The sequence below is a fragment of the Mesocryomonas lacus genome (assembly GCF_055730105.2).
In genome coordinates, this window is the sequence record NZ_JBUZWF020000001.1 from 198,608 (window position 1) to 216,811 (window position 18,204).

The 18,204-nt window shown below is 68.1% G+C and carries 13 protein-coding genes; 5 read left to right on the plus strand and 8 right to left on the minus strand.

The annotated features are described in order from the left end of the window. Positions 1–12 precede the first annotated feature (12 nt). The 6 genes from ACZLZQ_RS00890 to ACZLZQ_RS00915 all read right to left on the minus strand — a co-directional run bounded on the left by ACZLZQ_RS00890 (position 13) and on the right by ACZLZQ_RS00915 (position 7,631). Complete coding sequence (locus ACZLZQ_RS00890) at positions 13–1,719, minus strand: glycerol-3-phosphate dehydrogenase/oxidase (RefSeq protein WP_472947660.1); 1,707 nt, start codon at positions 1,717–1,719, stop codon at positions 13–15. After that, positions 1,716–3,248, minus strand: coding sequence for an FGGY-family carbohydrate kinase (locus tag ACZLZQ_RS00895; RefSeq protein WP_472947661.1), 1,533 nt, complete (start codon positions 3,246–3,248; stop codon positions 1,716–1,718). Before ACZLZQ_RS00895 ends, ACZLZQ_RS00890 begins: the two co-directional genes overlap by 4 nt. Before the next feature lie 55 nt (positions 3,249–3,303). Next, positions 3,304–4,257: a D-ribose ABC transporter substrate-binding protein gene (locus tag ACZLZQ_RS00900; protein ID WP_472940444.1), complete on the minus strand. Its 954-nt coding sequence runs from the start codon at positions 4,255–4,257 to the stop codon at positions 3,304–3,306. A gap of 66 nt (positions 4,258–4,323) precedes the next feature. Further along, positions 4,324–5,421 carry an ABC transporter permease gene (locus ACZLZQ_RS00905; protein ID WP_472947662.1) on the minus strand — a complete coding sequence of 366 codons (1,098 nt, stop codon included), beginning with the start codon at positions 5,419–5,421 and terminating at the stop codon, positions 4,324–4,326. A gap of 27 nt (positions 5,422–5,448) precedes the next feature. Next, positions 5,449–6,984: a sugar ABC transporter ATP-binding protein gene (locus tag ACZLZQ_RS00910; RefSeq protein ID WP_472947663.1), complete on the minus strand. Its 1,536-nt coding sequence runs from the start codon at positions 6,982–6,984 to the stop codon at positions 5,449–5,451. Beyond that, complete coding sequence (locus tag ACZLZQ_RS00915) at positions 6,981–7,631, minus strand: DUF2291 domain-containing protein (protein ID WP_472947664.1); 651 nt, start codon at positions 7,629–7,631, stop codon at positions 6,981–6,983. Before ACZLZQ_RS00915 ends, ACZLZQ_RS00910 begins: the two co-directional genes overlap by 4 nt. 302 nt (positions 7,632–7,933) lie before the next feature. Here ACZLZQ_RS00915 and ACZLZQ_RS00920 point away from each other — a divergent pair, with 302 nt between their 5' ends. The 4 genes from ACZLZQ_RS00920 (at position 7,934) to ACZLZQ_RS00935 (ending at position 13,212) form a co-directional block, all read left to right on the plus strand. Further along, on the plus strand, positions 7,934–8,899 hold the full coding sequence (locus tag ACZLZQ_RS00920) for a sugar-binding transcriptional regulator (protein ID WP_472947666.1): 966 nt from the start codon (positions 7,934–7,936) through the stop codon (positions 8,897–8,899). Between the two features lie 39 nt (positions 8,900–8,938). Continuing rightward, positions 8,939–10,591: an FGGY family carbohydrate kinase gene (locus ACZLZQ_RS00925; protein ID WP_472947667.1), complete on the plus strand. Its 1,653-nt coding sequence runs from the start codon at positions 8,939–8,941 to the stop codon at positions 10,589–10,591. Between the two features lie 133 nt (positions 10,592–10,724). Further along, the gene (locus ACZLZQ_RS00930) at positions 10,725–12,233 is read left to right on the plus strand and encodes a glycerol-3-phosphate dehydrogenase (RefSeq protein ID WP_472947668.1); all 1,509 of its coding nucleotides are present in this window, start codon (positions 10,725–10,727) and stop codon (positions 12,231–12,233) included. A 46-nt stretch (positions 12,234–12,279) separates the two neighbouring features. Continuing rightward, positions 12,280–13,212 (plus strand): sugar phosphate isomerase/epimerase family protein, encoded by a 933-nt coding sequence (locus ACZLZQ_RS00935; RefSeq protein WP_472947669.1) that lies wholly within the window; start codon positions 12,280–12,282, stop codon positions 13,210–13,212. 33 nt (positions 13,213–13,245) lie between these two features. Here the strand turns inward: ACZLZQ_RS00935 and ACZLZQ_RS00940 are convergent, their stop codons facing one another. Further along, positions 13,246–15,630, minus strand: coding sequence for a putative bifunctional diguanylate cyclase/phosphodiesterase (locus ACZLZQ_RS00940; protein ID WP_472947670.1), 2,385 nt, complete (start codon positions 15,628–15,630; stop codon positions 13,246–13,248). A 369-nt stretch (positions 15,631–15,999) separates the two neighbouring features. Between ACZLZQ_RS00940 and ACZLZQ_RS00945 the strand changes: the two genes are divergently transcribed. Then, a complete protein-coding gene (locus ACZLZQ_RS00945) occupies positions 16,000–17,244 on the plus strand; it encodes an ABC1 kinase family protein (RefSeq protein ID WP_472947671.1) in 1,245 nt (414 codons plus the stop codon). A 37-nt stretch (positions 17,245–17,281) separates the two neighbouring features. Here the strand turns inward: ACZLZQ_RS00945 and ACZLZQ_RS00950 are convergent, their stop codons facing one another. Further along, the gene (locus ACZLZQ_RS00950; protein WP_472947672.1) at positions 17,282–18,157 is read right to left on the minus strand and encodes a type 1 glutamine amidotransferase; all 876 of its coding nucleotides are present in this window, start codon (positions 18,155–18,157) and stop codon (positions 17,282–17,284) included. Positions 18,158–18,204 lie beyond the last annotated feature (47 nt).

Genomic DNA, 18,204 nt, shown 5'->3' on the forward strand with positions numbered 1-18,204 from the left:
GACCTGTTCAGCCTACAGCTGCAGGCCGTGCTTGCCGTTCAGCCGCGTCCTCGCCGCATCGATCTCGCGCGCCGTGCGGGCCGGCTGCCAGCCGAGCGCTCTTGCCATGACGCCGGCGATCACCTCGAGGTTGCGCGGGGTCAGCGATCCCGTCACGGCCAGCGTCGTCCGGCGCATCACGAGGTCTTCGAGGTGTACCACCTGCTCATGCCCGGCGATCCAGCCGATCTCGGCAAAGCTGACACCCTCGGCGTCCGGCAGGCGGGCATCGTCACCCTCAGCCGCGCAGTGCCGGGCAATGACAGAGGCCGTCGTGCCGTAGCGCGCCAGCAAGGCGTCGATCCTTGCCGCCGGCAAGCCGGTCTCGCCCGCCAGCTTTGCGACCCAGCCCGACCGGTCGGCGCTAGCCGGAAAGTCCCGCCCGCCGCCAATCGCCAGCTCGCGCGTCGAGCGCTGCCGCGCCTTCGCAAGGCGGGCGAGGATCGTGTCGGTGACCTCCTCGGCAAAGCCGCGGAACGTCGTCCATTTGCCGCCGACGAGGGAGATGATCGGGAACGGCCGGGCCGCGTCCGGCTCTGCGACCGGCGCCGAATGGTCGCGGCTGATCAGGCCGGGCTCGGCGGCGTTGGAGGCCGGCAGCGGCCGGATGCCGCTATAGGCATAGACGATCTGCTCGCGGGAGAAGGTGAGGCCCGGCAGCAGCATGCGCAAGCATCCGAGGAAATAGTCAATCTCCTCCGCCTCGCAGGTGACCGCCTCGGGATCGGTCGCGGGAATGTCGGTCGAGCCGACCATCACCTTGCCGAGATGGTCGTAGACGAGACAGATGCGGCCATCATCCGCTTCGAAGTAGATCATCTGGCCGCCGAGCTGCCGGCGCAACTCCTCGTGGTCGAGGAGGATGTGCGAGCCCTTGGTCCCGCCGATCATCTTTGAGGGCGCGCCGAGCGCGGCGTTGACCTTGTCGATCCACGGGCCGGCGGCGTTGACGACGAGGCGCGGCCGGACCGTGAAGCCCGCCTCCTCCTCCGGCTGGAAGGAAAGGATGCCTTCTTCGCACTTCGTCAGTGTCGTCCAGTTCGCGGCGGCCGAGCCGGGGCTAGCGGCAAGACCGTCCTCCACCAGTTCTAGGACCAGCCGCTCGGGCGCTGTGATCTGCGCGTCGTAATAGGTGCCGGCGGCGACGATGGCGCCGGTCAGCGCCGGCATCTCGCGCAGCGCCTTCTTGCGGCCGAGCATTCGGTGGCGCGGCATCACCCGGCTGCGGGCGCCGTAGAAATCGTAGAGGGCAAGGCCGATCTTGATCAGCACCGCGCCGCGGCTGCGGGGGGCGGTGGTCGACCCCAGCAGCGTGCGCAGCGCCGCGCCGATGCCGCGGCCCCAGCTGAAGATCGGGATCAGCGTCGGCAGCGGGGTGACGCAGTGCGGCGCGTTGCGCAGCAGCAGATTGCGCTCCAGCGTCGACTGCGCGACGAGGCCGAACTCGCCGGTCTCGAGATATTTGAGGCCGCCATGAATGAGCCGCGAGGGCGCAGCGCTCGTGCCGCCGCCGAAGTCGCCTTTGTCGACGATGAGACAGCGCAGGCCCTGCTCGCAGAGATCGCGGAACAGGCCGGCGCCGTTGACGCCGCCGCCAAGGATGACGACGTCGACCTCACCGCCGTCGAGCGCGGCACGCCGCGCGGCGTGGTCTGACAAGGGCGTCAGAAGCCCGCTCATCGGATGTCCCCGCCGACCGCCGCCAGCGCCTCGATCTCCGGCCAATGGCTCTTCATCGATTCCGTGATCCGGTTGTAGAGGGCGAAGCGGTTGTCATAGGCGGCGCTGCGGGCGTCGTCCGGGCGATAGGTGATGGCGTCTTCCTCCTGGTTCCGCGGATCGTCCGCGACCGAGGCGTAGACGCCGGCCGCCTGGCCGGCGCAGAGCGCAGCGCCCCAGGCAGCGGCCTCGTCGGTGCCGGTGACCGTGACGGGCAGGCCGAGCACGTCGGCGAACATCTGCGCAAAGGCCGGGTTGCGCGCCGCGCCCCCGGTGAGCCGCGCCGCCTCGACGGGAAAGCCATCCCGCAAGGCGTCGACATGGGTGCGGTGGTTGAAGGCGATGCCCTCCAGCACGGCGCGCAGCATGTCGCCGCGATCGTGCCAGCCGTGCAGCCCGACGAAGCTGCCGCTGGCGCGGTCGCCATGCGGCGAGCCGAAGAGATAGGGATGAAAGAGGAGCGTCGACGGGCGGTTCAAGGCGGCGCCGATCTCGCGCGCGAGCACCGCGTGGATCGAGCCGCCGTCGGTCAGCGCCGCGTCCTGCTCGCGCCGGCAGAGGGTATCGAGGAACCAGTCATAGTTCGCCGCCGAGGCCGGCGAGATCGACATGTTGTTCCAGAGGCCGGGCTCGATGGCATTGCGGCAGAACCAGCGGGGGTCGACCTTCGGTTCCGCCGATACCACCTCGTTAATCGAATAGGTGCCGGCGACGACGCCGACGACGCCCGGACGGTGGGCGCCGATGCCAAGCACCGAAGCCGTCACGTCGTGCAGGCCGGCGGCGACCGGTGTGCCCTCGCGAAGGCCGGTCAGGCTTGCTGCAGCCGCGGTGACGCGGCCGACAATCTCCGCCGAGTGGGAGATCTTCGGCAGCGCGTGTTCAAGCGCCTCCAAGCCGTAGAGCGCCAGCGCCTCGCGCGAATAGTCCTGGGTGTGGACGTTCGTGAAGGAGGTGCTGGCCTCGGTGCGGTCGGTGCCGATGACGCCGGTGAGGCAGAAGCGCAGCCAGTCCTTGCAGCCGATGATGTGGCCGATGCCAGCGAAGCGCTCGGGCGCGTTTCGGGCGATCCAGACGAGCAGCGCCGAGGGGGCCGAGACGTGCGGCTGCTGTCCGGTGAGCGTGAGGGCCCGTGCCGGTACGCCGTCCCTCGTCCATTCATCGATGATGTCGCCGGCGCGGCTGTCGAGCGAGAGAATGCCGGGCCCGAGCGGCTGGCGGTCGCGATCGAGGAGATAGAGGCCGTCACCATGGGCCGTCGCGGCGACGGCGACGATGTCGTCCGCCGGCCGGCCACTGGCGGCGATGGCTTCCGCGATGGCTTCCGCCGTCGCACTCCAGAGGCCCGCCATGTCGCGCTCGACGTGACGGGGGCGCGGGATCGACTGTGGCACTCGGCGCCGGGCGACCGAGAGCGGCGTGCCGTCGATATCGAACAGGGCGGCCTTGGTGACCGTCAGGCCGTTGTCGATGCCGAGCAGACTGGGCATGGCGTTCTTTCCGATGAGGAAACGGGGGCGCCGGCGCGGCGCCCCCGTCCTGACATTACTGCTTGAGGACGAACGGGCCGGTGTAGTCGCCGACATTGTCCTTGGTGATCATCAGGCAGTCGAACAGCTGCTTCTCGGTGGCGACGCCGGTCTTGCCGGTCTTGATGAAGCTGTCAGCCTGCTTGACGGCTTCCTCGGAGAAGATCGCGACCGGCTGCAGCACGGTGTACTGGAGTTCGCCCGCCTTCACGGCGGCGACGGCGTCCGGCGAGCCGTCGAAGCCGCCGACCTTGACGGTCGAGAGCTTGCCGGCTTCCTTCAGCGCGGCGATGGCGCCAAGTGCCATCTCGTCATTGCCGGAGATGACGCCCTGGATGTCAGGGTTCGCCTGCAGCAGGCTCTGCATCTTGGTGTAGCCCTTGGTGCGGTCCCAGTCGGCGACTTCCTTGCCGACCTTTTCGAGGTCCGGATACTGGCTGAGCACGGTCTCGTAGCCGTTCGAGCGGGTCTGGGCGTTGTTGTCGGACGGCGAGCCGAACAGCTCGACATACTTGCCCTTGTCGCCGACGCTCTCGACCCACTGCTGGGCACCGAGCGCGGCGCCCTGCGCATTGTTGGAAACGAGCTGGGCCTTGGCGAGGCCTTCCTTGTTGATCTCGGCATTGACCAGGAACACCGGAATGCCGGCATTGACGGCCTTCTGCACCGCGCCGACCGAGCCGTCGGCATTGGCGGGATCGAGGATGATCGCGACCGACTGGTTGGTGATCGCGGTGTCGATCAGGTTGCTCTCGCTGTTGGTGTCGCCCTTGTGGGCGCCGACGGTCGCGGTGTAGCCGAGCTTCTCGGCGGCGGCCTTGGCGACGTTGCCTTCGGTCAGCCAATAGGGGTTCGACGGATCGTTGACGATGATCGAGATCTGCCCCGCGGCCCAGGCGGGCATCGCGAACGCGGAAATCGTCACGGCGGCCGCCGCCGCCATCAAAAGGCTCTTACCTCTGCTCAGCATAGTCTCTCTCCCTGGTTGATCGGTCATTGTGCCGGTGATCCCGGCGGTACCCCTCGCCCGCGGCCTTCAGGCCGCGGTTCCCTGCGAGGCAGTCGGTGGAACGCCTGCGGCCTTCACGTGCTTGGGCCGCTTGGCGTACTGGATTGAGTTCAGGAGCACGGCGAGCACGATCACCGAGCCCGTGAACACGGTCTGCCAGTAGGACGAGACGCCGATGATGACGAGCCCGTCGGACAGGAAGCCGATGACGAAAGCGCCGAGCATGGTGCCGCGAATGTTACCGCGGCCACCGGTCAGCGCCGCGCCGCCGATCACCACCGCGGCGATCGCGGTCAGCTCGTAGGTCGTGCCCGCTGTCGGGCCGGCCGAGGTCAGCTGCGAGGACAAGACGAGGCCGGCGATCGCCGCGCAGACGCCGGACATGACGTAGACGAGAACCTGGACCCGCTTGACTGGCACGCCGGAGAGTTCGGCGGCGCGCGCATTGCCGCCGGTCGAGTAGACCCAGCGGCCGAAAGCGGTGCGGGTGAGGATCAGGCTGCAGACGATGGCGACGACCGCGAGGATCAAGACGCCGATCGGCACGCCGAACAGACGGTCGAAGCCGAGCGAGTTGAAGCCGGTATTGCCGAGCTCTTCCCGTCCGCCGAGATTGTTGTAGGTGAGCCCGTTGGTCATCAGGAGCGCGATGCCGCGCGCGACGTAGAGAAGGCCGAGCGTCGCGACGAAGGCCGGGACCTTGAAGAAGGCGATCAGCGCGCCGTTGATGAGACCGACGAAGGCCCCGACCGCGCAGGTGATGATCACGACGACCCAGACCGGCGGGTAGAGCACCACGCCGAACCAGTCGAGCGAGACGCCTTGCATGAGATAGCCGGCGATGACGCCGGCAAGACCGAGCGTCGAGCCGACGGACAGATCGATGCCGCCGGTGAGGATGACCAGCAGCATGCCGACGGCCAGGAGGCCGAAGATCGCCACGTGCGAGGACATGATGAGGAAGTTGGCGGTGGAGAAGTAGAAGGGCGACAGCACCGAGAACACGACGATGATCGCGATCAGCGCGAAGAAGGCGCGCCCCTCGAGCAGCAGGCGCCCGATGTCCACGCCGTCGCCGGCGGCTTCCAGGCGGGAGCGTTTGTTGGCTTTGGTGGTGTCGCTCATGGCCGAAACTCCGGATGTCTCATAGGGTCAGTGGACCACGGCTTCGCCAGAGGCGGCCATGATCTCTTCCTTGCTGGCGTCCGAACCGAACTCGGCGGAGATCCGGCCCCGGTGCATGACGATGATGCGGTGGGCGATGCTGAGGCACTCGCCGACCTCCGACGTCGAGTAGATGACCGCCAGCCCCTTCTGAGCACCCTCGCTGAGGAGGCGGAACACCTCGGCCTTGGCGCCAATGTCGATGCCACGGCTCGGCTCGTCCAGAAGCACGACCTTCGGCCCGGTCGCCAGCATCTTGCCGATGACCACCTTCTGCTGGTTGCCGCCCGACAGCGAGCCGATCGGGGCTTCGCCGCCGCCGGTCTTGATGTGGACGTTGCGGATGGCGTCGGAGATCAGCCCCTGCTCGCGTTTGCGGGAGGTGAAGAGCCCCTTGGTGAAGGTGCCGATACTGGCGAGCGACAGGTTTTCGCCGACAGACATCGTCTGCACGAGACCGTCGCGTTGCCGGTCCTCGGGCACCAGCACCAGCCCCCGGCCGATGCGCTCGGCAATGGTAAGCCGCGATATGTCCTGTCCGTCGAGGAGCACGCGGCCGCCACTGACCTTGCCACGGCCCGCGACGCATTCCAGAAGCTCGGTGCGGCCGGCGCCCATCAGGCCGTAGATGCAGACGATCTCGCCCGTCCGCACCGACAAAGACAGGCGGTCGACCACGGACCGCTCGGCATTGGCCGCGTCGGGCACGCTGACATCCTCGATCGACAGCGCGACCTCGCCCATCGCATGGCCGGTCGGCGGCGAGCCGAGGTCAAAATTCTCGCCGACCATGTTGCGCACGATCCATTCGAGATCGATGTCCTTGCGCTCGGCATAGGCGGTCATCGCTCCGTCGCGGAGGACGACGGCGTGATCGGTGATCTGCAGCGCCTCTTCGAGGTGGTGCGAGATGTAGACGATGGAGACGCCGCGGCTCTTAAGGTCGCGGATCACCGTGAACAGCACCTCGACCTCGGAGGCCGACAGCGCCGAGGTCGGCTCGTCCATGATCAGAATGCGGGAATTGACCGAGAGGGCGCGGGCGATCTCGACGATCTGCTGCTGGCCGAGGCGGAGATCCTCGACCGGCGTCAGCGGATCGATGTCTTCCTCGAGCTCCTCCATCAGCCGGCGGGTCTGGCGCTCCTCCTCGGCGAAGTCGACGCCGGTCGCGGTGCGCAGCTCGCGGCCCATGAAGATGTTGTCGCGCACGCTCATGTTCGGCGCGAGGCTGAGCTCCTGGTGGATGATCGAGATTCCTTGCGCCCGCGCCTCCGACGCGTTCGAAAAGCTCACCGGCTGGCCGTCCAGGAGGATCTCGCCCGAGGTCGGCGGGGTGACGCCCGAGAGGATCCGCATCAGCGTCGACTTGCCGGCGCCGTTCTCGCCGAACAACGTTGTCACCTGCCCGCGGTGGACATCGAAATTGACGCCCTTCAGCGCATGGATGTTGCCATAGGCCTTGGCGACGTTGCGCGCCGAGAGCGTCACGGTGCCGATGGCGGGCGTAGACGCCGCGCTCATGGGACGCGGATCCGCACTGGCGTGACCAGCCAGTTCTTCGGGTTGACCAGCTTGAACACGCCGACGACCTCAACGGTCTTGCCGGCAAGGCCCGTGGTATCGAGGCCGGACAGGACGACCTTCTTCATCTCGTTGTTGAGGGCCGCGCCGGCGTCCTGGTATTCGATCTGGTTGACGAACTGGCCGAACACGATCTTGCCCGTGGCATCGCGCAGGTCCGTGCCGTTGATCGCGGGGCCGGTCTGGACGCGCACCTTCACTTCGGGTGGGAGCCCCTCGACCGCCACGGGGTAGATGCCGGACTTGCCCTCGCCGACGACGCCGGTGAACTTGACGGGGATCACCGGCCCGGCACCGGCGGCGACGCCGTACTGCTTGCCGGCGGCGGCCTTGTCGGCGGCAATCGCGGCGGCGAGCGGCGCGGCATCGGCCGCCCGCTTCTCGACGTCGGCCTGAACCTCGGGGAAATGCGCGGGGCCAAAAGCCTCCGCCGAGAAGACGTCGGCCTGGACATCCTGCTCGGAGCCTTTGTGGACGACCGTGGTGTCGAGCGCCATCGCCGCGAGGAGCGCGATGACGAACACCGATGCGACGACGGCCTTCGTGCTGACCGCCGGCCTCGATCGCTTGGCGATGCTCTGGTTCATTTCGTGCCTCCCATTACCGCCCCGTCGATCGCCCTGATCGCCGTGCCCCGATCCGCCCTCGAGCCTGGCGAGATCCGAGCCGTGCTCTCATCCGCCGGCCCCGCCTCCACGGGCAGTGCGTCAACGACCTTCGATCGTTGCACACCCTTTGCCGGACGGGCCCGCGCCATGCCTTCGACGTCTGCCGCCGCGGCTGGAGCGTATGCTTACGCTGCGCCGATATTGTTGACATGTCGCCGTAAAATGCAATAAATTTCTTTTTGTGAAAGATATTGCACTGCACAGTGCGGCAAGGCGAATGAATGGCACGGGGCGGGACGAAGCGGGACGTTGACGACAGCCTCGCCATCCGGGCGGCCTGGCTGCACTATGCCGCCGGCCTCACCCAGGTCGAGGTCGCCGAGCGGCTCGGCGTCTCCAGCGTCAAGGCGCACCGGCTGATCAGCTGGGCCTATCAGAACGGCGCGGTGAAGGTGTCGATCGTCGGCGACATCGCCGACTGCATTCTCCTCGAAAGCGCGATGGCGGAGCGTTTTGGGCTCGCCTCCTGCGAAGTGGTGCCGGACCTCTACGAGGACGGGCTGCCGCTGCGGGCGCTGGGCGCCGCCGGCTCGGCCTTTCTCGGCCGCCAAATCGACCGGCTGAAGAGCGGCATCATCGGCCTCGGCCACGGACGCACGCTGGCAGCCGCGGTTGCCGACATGCCGCGAACCGATCCGGGCGCGGTGCGCTTTGTCTCGCTGACCGGCGGCCTGACCCGCAACTACGCCGCCAACCCGCACGACGTCATGCACCGCCTGGCCGAGAAGACCGGCGCTGCCGCCTATGTCATGCCGATCCCGTTCTTCGCCAACAGCGCCGGCGACCGGGCGATCCTGCGCGACCAGCGGGGCGTCAGCGACATCTTCGATCTGGCCCTCAGCGCTGACCTGATGTTCATCGGCCTCGGCTCGGCGCAGCCGGACGCCCAGCTCGTCTCCTCGCAAATGATCTCGACCGAGGAGATCGAGGAAGTCCGCGAGCGCGGCGGTGTCGGCGAGATGCTCGGCCACTTCTTCGACGAGGCCGGCCGGCCGGTCGAAACCTCGCTGACGGCACGCACCGTCTCGCTCGGACTGGAGCAGCTGAGCGGCCGACGCATCGTCGCGCTCGCCGGCGGCGCCAGTAAGATCGCCGCCATGCGCTCGGTGCTGAACAGCGGCTACCTCACGGGCCTCATCACCGACGAGCGGTCGGCCAAGGCCCTGATGGAAGATTCTACGCCATGACCCTCGACGCCATGACCCTTCACGACGGGAGCCCCCGGCATGGCTGACATCCTGATCGGCATCGACGCCGGCACCTCGGTGATCAAGGCGGTCGCCTTCGACCTGAGCGGACGGCAGCTGGCGTCGGCCTCCGTTCTCAACCGCTACGCCGAGACCATCGACGGCGCGGCGACGCAGTCGCTCGGCCGGACCTGGGACGACTGCGCCGCCGCGCTCCGGGCGCTCGGCGACAAGGTGACGGACCTCGCCCGGCGCACCGCCGCCATTGCCGTCACCGGCCAGGGCGACGGGACCTGGCTCGTCGGCCGCGACAACGTACCGGTGAGCGATGCCTGGCTCTGGCTCGATGCCCGCTCGGCGCCGACCGTCCGCCGGCTGGCTGCGCTCGGGACGGAGCGCCAGCGCTTCGAGGCGACCGGCACCGGTCTCAACACCTGCCAGCAAGGCGCCCAGCTGGCGCACATGGCGGCTGTGGCGCCGGAGCTTCTCGACCGCACCGAGGTCGCGCTGCACTGCAAGGACTGGCTCTACCTCAACCTCACCGGCATCAGGGCGACCGACCCGTCGGAGGCGAGCTTCACTTTCGGCAATTTCCGCAACCGCCAGTACGATGACGCCGTGATCGACGGGCTGGGCCTACGGGCGCGGCGCGGGCTGTTGCCGGAGATCGTCGACGGCACGATGACGACGCATCCGCTGTCGGCCGAGGCGGCCGCCGCGACGGGCCTTCTTGCGGGCACGCCGGTCAGCCTCGGCTATGTCGACATGGTGATGACGGCGCTTGGCGCCGGCGTCCACACCGGCGATCGCGACGCCGCCTGCTCGACGGTCGGGTCCACCGGCGTGCACATGCGCGCCGTGCGGAGCGAGGACATCGTCCTCAACGCCGAGGGGACGGGCTACGTCATCGCCTTGCCGCTGCCGGGGATCGTGACGCAAGTCCAGACCAACATGGCGGCGACGCTGAACATCGACTGGGCGCTGGGCCTTGCCGCCGACCTCATCGCCGAATTCGGCCCCGCGGTGCCGAAAGCCGAGCTGGTCGGCCGGATCGAGGGCTGGCTGGCGCGGAGCGAGCCGGGCGCCCTCCTCTACCACCCCTACATCTCCGCCGGCGAGCGCGGCCCCTTCGTCAACTCCGATGCCCGCGCCGGCTTCATCGGCCTGTCCAGCGGCCACCGCTTCCCCGATCTGCTGCGCGCCGTCGTCGAGGGCCTCGGCATGGCCGCGCGCGATTGCTACGCGGCGATGGGCGACATGCCCCGCGAGCTCCGGCTGACCGGCGGGGCGGCCCGATCGCGGGCACTGCGCGCGGTCCTCGCCGCCGCCGTCGGCGCACCTGTGCGGGTGTCCGAGCGCGAGGAGGCGGGCGCCGCGGGTGCCGCGATGATGGCGGCCGTCGCCATTGGCGCCTACCCCGACATGGAAGCCTGCATCGCCGAATGGGTGGTGCCGCTGATCGGCCCGCCGGAGATGCCGGACCCGGCGCTGGCGCGCACCTATCGGCGCCTCTTCCCCGTCTACGCCACCGCCCGCCGGGCGCTCGAGCCGACTTGGCAGGCGATGGCCGAAGGGCGGCAAATGACCCCGCGCGCCGATCCCGGCGCTCCCCCTGCACGGAACCCGCCGACAGCCTCTTGTCGGTGGACTCCGCCGATACCGCGCCGTCGGCCGACCCTGCCGACACCGTAGCGTCGGCAGACCCTGCCGACACCGTAGCGTCGGCAGACCCTGCCGACACCGTAGCGTCGGCAGACCCTGCCGACACCGTAGCGTCGGCAGACCCTGCCGACACCGTGATAACGAACAAGACGGAACAAGCCCGATGACGGAAACCATGGTCGATCTCCTCGTCATCGGCGGCGGCATCAACGGCGCGGGCATTGCCCGGGACGCCGCCGGTCGCGGCCTCTCGGTCATCCTCTGCGAAAAGGGGGATCTCGCCGAAGGCACGTCGTCTCGCTCCGGCAAGCTGGTGCATGGCGGCCTGCGCTATCTCGAATATTACGAGTTCCGGCTGGTGCGCGAGGCGCTGATCGAGCGCGAGGTGCTGCTGGCATCGGCCAGCCACATCATCTGGCCGATGCGCTTCGTGCTGCCGCACAGCCCGGACGACCGCCCGGCCTGGCTCGTCCGGCTCGGCCTCTTCCTCTACGACCATCTCGGCGGCCGCAAGCGCCTGCCGGGAACGCGGACCCTCGACCTCACCCGCGACCCCGAGGGTGCCCCGATCCTCGACAAGTATCCGAAGGGTTTTGAATATTCCGACTGCTGGGTGGACGATGCCCGGCTCGTCGTCCTCAACGCCGTCGGTGCTGCCGACAAGGGCGCCGAGGTTCTGACCCGCACCGCCTGCACCAGCGCCCGCCGCGTCGACGGCGCCTGGACGATTGAGCTGACCGACCAGGCGACGGGCACCGTGCGCACCGTCCGGGCCCGCTGCCTCGTCAACGCCGCCGGCCCCTGGGTCAACGACATCGTCGGCCGTGTCGCGGGGCGCAACAGCCGGCGCAACGTGCGCCTCGTCAAGGGCAGCCACATCATCGTGCCGAAGTTCTGGGAAGGCCAGCACGCCTATCTCGTCCAGAACCACGACAAGCGGGTGATCTTCATCAACCCCTACGAGGGCGACCGGGCGCTGATCGGCACCACCGACATTCCCTATGAGGGACGCGCCGAGGAAGTGACGGCCGATGCGGCCGAGATCGACTACCTGCTGACCGCGGTGAACCGCTACTTCAAGGAAAAGCTGCGGCGCGAGGACGTGATCGAGACGTTCTCGGGCGTCCGGCCGCTGTTCGACGACGGCCAGGGCAATCCTTCGGCGGTGACGCGCGACTACAGCTTCGATCTCGACGAGGGCGACGGCGCGCCGATGCTCAGCATCTACGGCGGCAAGATCACCACCTTCCGCGAGCTCTCGGAGCACGCCATCGAGAAGATCGCAAAATTCTTCCCCTCGATCGGCGGCAGCTGGACGCGGGAGGCGGTGCTGCCGGGCGGCGACATCGCCAATGCCGACTTCGTCCAGTTCGCCGAGGACATGCGAGCGGCCTATCCCTTCATGCCGCGGGGGCTGATCCTGCATTTCGGCCGTCTCTACGGCACGCGGACGCGCGAGATCATCGGCACGGCGCAGTCGGTGGAGGGCCTCGGCCGGCATTTCGGGGCGCAGCTCTACGAGAGCGAGGTGCGCTACCTCGTCGCGCGGGAATGGGCGAAGACCGCCGAGGACGTCCTGCGGCGGCGCACCAAGCAGGCGCTGCACATGAGCCCGGCCGAGCAGGCGGGCTTCACGCAATGGTTCGACGAGACCTTCTCGTCCGCCGCCTGACCACCCGCTGCCCTCCCCGCTTGTTCCTCTCCCGGAGACCCAACGCATGCCGTTGACGCTGTCGCTGAACACCAATCCGCTGGTCAACCGCTTCGCCGACCCGGACGACCTGATCGACACCGTCGCCCGCGACCTCAGGATCCGCGACCTGCAGCTGACGCACGAGTTCATCAACCCGTCCTGGCCAGCGCCGGTGATCCGCCGGCTCACCCGGCAGATGGGCGCGGCGCTCGCGCGGACCGGCGTCCGGGTAACCAGCGGCATGACCGGGCCCTATGGACGGCTCAACCATTTCGGCCATCCCGACCGCGACGTGCGCCGCTACTATGTCGACTGGTTCAAGACCTTCGCCGACATCACCGCCGACCTCGGCGGCACCTCGGTCGGCACCCAGTTCGCGATCTTCACCTATGCCGATTACGACGATCCCCGCCGGCGCGAGGAGCTCATCCGCATCGCCATCGACTGCTGGGCGGAGGTCGCCGAGCACGGGCAGAAGGCGGGCCTCACCTCCGTTTTCTGGGAGCCGATGTCGGTCGGCCGCGAGTTCGGCCATACCATTGCGGAAACCATGGCGCTGCAGGACCGGCTGACGGCAGCCGACATGGCGATCCCGATGTGGATGATGGCCGACATCGACCATGGCGACGTCTCCTCGGCCGATCCCGACGACACCGACCCCTATGCCTGGGCGCGGGCGGTGCCGAGGGTCTCGCCGATCATCCACATCAAGCAGAGCAAGATGGACAAGGGCGGTCACCGCCCGTTCACCGCCGAGCACAACGCCACCGGCCGCGTCCAGCCGGCGGCGCTCTTGGAGGCCTTTGCGCAAGGCGGGGCCGCGGACAACGAGATCTGCCTCGAGCTCTCGTTCAAAGAGCGCGAGCCGGACGACCGGCGGGTGATTTCAGCCATCGCCGAGAGCATCGCCTTCTGGGCGCCGCACATCGACACCGGCGCCGGCGACCTCACGGCCTGATCAGCGCAAGGCCGGTAGACGCTGGCCCGCGCCTCAGTGGGCCCGGATGGCCTGCCTTTCGACCGCTTGGCTCCTCAGGAGGTCGCGGGCGGCGGCGGCCGGCATCGGGCGCCCGAGCAGGTAGCCTTGGGCCGCGTCGCAGCCGAGCCGTTCCAGCAGCGCCAGTTGCTCGGCGGTCTCGACGCCCTCGCCGATGGTGAAGACATCGAGGTCCCGCGCCATCTGGACGACCGCGCGCACCACGGCACGGGCGCTGTCCTTGCCCGGCGCCGCCTGGACGAACGAGCGGTCGATCTTGATCCGGTCGAGGTCGAAGTCGACGAGGTGGGCGAAGGAGGAATAGCCGGTCCCGAAATCGTCCATCGAGACGCGGATGCCAAGCTGGCGGAGCGCCTGGAGGCTGGCGGCGATCTGCAGGCCGTCCTCGACCAGCGCCGTCTCGGTCAGTTCGATCTCAAGGCGCGAGGGGCTGAGGTCGCAATCGGCGAGCGCCTTCGCCACCGAAAGGACGAACGCCTTGCTGCGGAGCTGCACCGGCGAGACGTTGACGGCGACATGCACGTCGACCGGCCAGGCCGCGGCCTGGAAGCAGGCTTCCCGGAGCGCCCACTCGCCGATCTCGAGGATCATCCCGGTTTCCTCCGCCAGCGGAATGAAGCGGTCGGGGGGAACCGGCCCGTGTTCCGGATGGCTCCAGCGGATCAGCGCCTCGAAGCCGATGATGGCGCCATCGGCGATCCGGCACAGCGGCTGGAAGACGAGGCTGAACTGGTTGCACGACAGCGCCAGACGAAGATCCCCCTCGATCCGCCTCCGTTCCTTGGCCGCCTCCTGCATGCCGGCCTCATAGAGCTGGCTCCGACCACGGCCCTTCGACTTGGCCCGGAAGAGTGCGAGATCGGCATACTGGATCAGCGTATCGGCATCGCGCGTGTCCCGCGTGGTGGCGACGCCGACGGTGCAGCCGATGACGATGCTGTGGTCGCGGATCGAGAACGGCTCGGCGATGGCCGCCACGATCGCCCCGGCCAGCTGGTTGACGGCCTCGTCCGCCGTCCCCCGCGAGATCATCGCCAGCTCGTCGCCGCCCAGTCGTGCCACATACTCGCCTTGCGAACAGAGCCCGCGCAGGCGGTATCCGACATCGATGAGGAGCTGATCGCCGACGGCATGGCCCAGCGTGTCGTTGATGGTCTTGAAGTGATCGAGGTCGATGAACAGCAGCGCGATTTCCTCGCCGACATTCAAGGCCGTGCCCAGCTCCTGCTTGACCGCCCGGCGGTTCGGAAGATCGGTCAGCGAGTCGACGAAGGCGAGGCGCTCCAGATCCTTCTGCGCCTTCCGCTCGACGGTGACGTCGTCATAGGTGAGCACCGCACCGCCGCCGCTCATCGGCCGGCAAGCGACGCTGATCACCCGCCCGTCGTCGAGCGAATGCTCGAGATAGGTGGTGTCGGAACGGGCGAACCAGGCGATGTGGTTCTCGATCACCCGGTTGATGCGCATGGCGCTCCAGCCGAGATGGACGCCAAGGCGGTTGAGGTATTCGCGCAACGACATGCCGATCGTCACATGGCTCTCGTCGATGCCGAAGAGCTTTAAAAGGCGGTCGTTGCGCAGGATGACCTTGCCGGCGGGGCTAATCAGCAGGAGGCCGTTGGACATGTTGTTGAGCGCCGCACTGAGGAGCACGCCCTGCCGCGTCTGCTCCTCCAGCTTGGCGGAGGAAACCGCGGAGCTGGAGGCCGTGGCGAAGAGACAGAGGGCGATGACCGCGACGACCGTGCCGAGCGTGACATGGTCGACCCCCGCCAGAACGCCGCCGCCGATCGGCTCGATCGAAACCCCGGTCATCGCCAGAAAATGCACCGTGCAGACGCCGGCAACGATCAAGGCGGCCACAACGCCCTTCGACCGCGGATGGGCGGGAATGGCGAAGGCAAGGGCGAAGAGCGTAATGCCGAGCAGCGTGGCGAAAATGACGACGGTCGGCGAGTGGGAGACGATGCATCCCTGAAGCGCCAGCATACCGGTGAAGTGCATGGCCGCCACGCCTCCGCCGGCGACGGCCCCGCAGCCGATCCGGACAAGGCGGTTTTCGGTCAGCGCGGTGGCGGCGAGCGGCAGTCCGATGAGGCCGGTGCCGATCATGGCGGAGGCGACGGTGATCGAGGCGTTGTAGCCGAGGGGAAAGTCAGGCCGAAAACCCAGCATCGCGATGAAATGGGTCGTCCAGACCCCGAGCCCGCCGCCGAGGGCAACGCCCGCCAGCCAGTTGAGCCGCTGGCGCCCCGACGAAACGCTGGCCTGCTCAAGCAGCGACAGGATCAACCAGGCGGTGATCGCGCAGATGATGGCAGCGCCGACGACGAAGAGCGGCGAGTGGCTGCTCGCAAGATTGATAAGGAAGCTATCCATACCGCCAGTAACACGCCGAAGAGTTGCATTCCTCTAAACATGAAACCGCGGATCGGCAAAATAGAATGCAAAGCATGGCGTCCTAACAACAGTTTTCGCCATCCTGCCCAAAGTGCCGCCCCTCAAGGGTGGAAGCGACCGGCCGGCGCCAGACGTTCAGCCTGTGCGCCGCCGGCTCGCCAGACGAAGGGTCGCAGCCCTCCGCCGTTGCCTTGTCATGGTCGAGGGCCAGATGCGGTTGTACGCGGCCCGCCAGGCCGCCTGTCCATTTCTCTCGCAAGGGCTGACGCCGTGGCGCCTCGAAATCCCCCATCGTCGGGCTCCCCGGTTCCCAGCCGCCGTCTGTCGCGGCTGGCGCGGTTGGGTGGCATGGCGACGGGCATTGCCGGGGGCATGCTGCTCGACGGAGCCCGAAGGTTCGCGCGGGGCGACCGTCCGCGTCTGGAGGATTTGCTCCTGACCCCGGCCAATGTCGTCAAGGTGACGGAACAGCTGGCACAGTTGCGCGGGGCGGCGATGAAGATGGGCCAGCTGATCTCGATGGAGGCCGGCGACATCCTGCCGCCCGAGCTCGGGGCCATCATGGCGCGGCTGCGGGCCGATGCCGAGCCCATGCCGCGCCAGCAGGTGCAGGCGGTGCTCGACGGTGCCTGGGGGCCGGGCTGGCAGCAGCAGCTGGAGAGTTTTTCGTTCCGCCCGATCGCGGCCGCCTCGATCGGCCAGGTGCACCGGGCCTTCACCCGTGACGGACGGGACCTTGCCGTTAAGATCCAGTATCCCGGCGTCCGTCGCAGCATCGACAGCGATGTCGACAATGTCGCGACGCTGCTGCGGATGTCCGGCATGGTGCCGCGGCACCTCGACGTCGCCCCGCTGCTCGGCGAGGCGAAGCGGCAGTTGCACGAGGAAGCCGACTATGGGCGCGAGGCCGATTGCCTCGAACGCTTCGCCGGTCTCCTCGGGGACGATCCGGACTTCATGCTCCCGGCCGTCCATCGCGATCTCAGCGGCCCCGAAGTGCTGGCGATGGACTATGTCGACAGCGTGCCGATCGAAACGCTGGAGAGTGCCCCGCAGGAGGTACGCGACCGCGTGGCCGCGCTCCTCCTCGACCTCTCGTTTCGCGAGCTCTTCACCTTCCGGTTGATGCAGACCGATCCGAACCTTGCCAACTACCGCTACGATCGGGAGAGCCGCCGGATCGTCCTCCTCGACTTTGGCGCGACGCGGGCCTTCTCGGAAGCATTCTCTGAAGATTGCCGACGCCTCGCCAAGGCGACGCTCGCCAACGACCGGCCAGCTGTGAAGGCGGCCTTGACCTCGATGGGTCTGATCGACGCGTCCGTGCCGCAGCGCCACCAGGACAATGTGATGGCGATGTTCGATCGAGCAGCCGAGCCCCTGATGCGCTCGGCGCTTTTTGACTTCGGCGATACGCGAATTCTCGGCGAGCTGCGCGAACAGGGCATGGAGTTTGCCGGAGAGCGAGATGGATGGCGCCTTCCCCCCACCGATGCGCTCTTCCTCCAGCGCAAGTTCGGCGGCACCTACCTCCTGGCCGCCCGGCTGAAGGCGCGGGTCGATGTGAAGGCGCTGCTCCAGCGCCATCTTTGAACGCAGCGCCATCTCGATCGCCGCACCGGCGGGCTGGCTAGGCAGTCTCGGCCAGCGTGGCCGAGGCATTGGGGGCCCGGAGCGAGGAAGCGCTGTCGATGAAGTTGCGGATTTCGCGCATCCGGAAGTCGGCGTCGATCACTTGCCTGTCGAGACCGAGCTGCCAGGCCAAATCCTTCCGCTCGGGATCGGCATCGAGGGCGTCGATCCGGCCGGCATGGTCGAAGACGGCGCTGTCGTCGGCCGCAAGCTTTTCTTCGACAAGCTCGTCCGACTGCCGGCGCAGCGCCGCGGCGATTTCCGCGAGAGTCAGTTCGGGGTGATACTGGACACCCCAGAACGTCCCGCCGGCGTGGCGGATCTCCGCCGCCTGGATCGGGGTGGTCGTGGTTCTCGCCAGTATCAGCGCCGAAGCGGGTAGCTCAGCCACCTCGTCCGAGTGCATGGCCGGCGCATCCCAGGCGAGCGGCCTCCCCTGCAGCAGCGGATGGTCGCGGCCGGCATCGGTCGCAACAATGCCGCGCGCGAAAGCTGCTTCCGTCCGCGGCTCTCGCGGCTTGGTCGCGCCACCGGCCGCGACGGCTGCGATCTGCAGGCCCGCGCAGGAGCCGAAGGAAGGAACGCCGGACTCGAAGACGCGGCGCATGAAGGCGGCAGCCTCCAGCGTCTCCGGCGTTTCCTTGTTCATGCTGATCGGCGAGCCCGACAGGAAGACCGCGTCGTAGCGCCGGAGATGCGCGACCGACGGCGGTGCATTGCCGTCGACGCAGGACATCTCGTCGACGCGGCACCCCGGCACGAGGCTCGCCAGCGTCGTTGCGAAGGTCTCGCTGGAGGTCGCGCCGACGTCCTGGCGGCGCTCCTCCCGCTGGTCTGCGGTCTCACTGGCGACGACGAGGTAATGGGGTGGCAAGCGCGTTCCGATCGATGTCTGCTGGTTCGGCAGGGATATGGACAGGT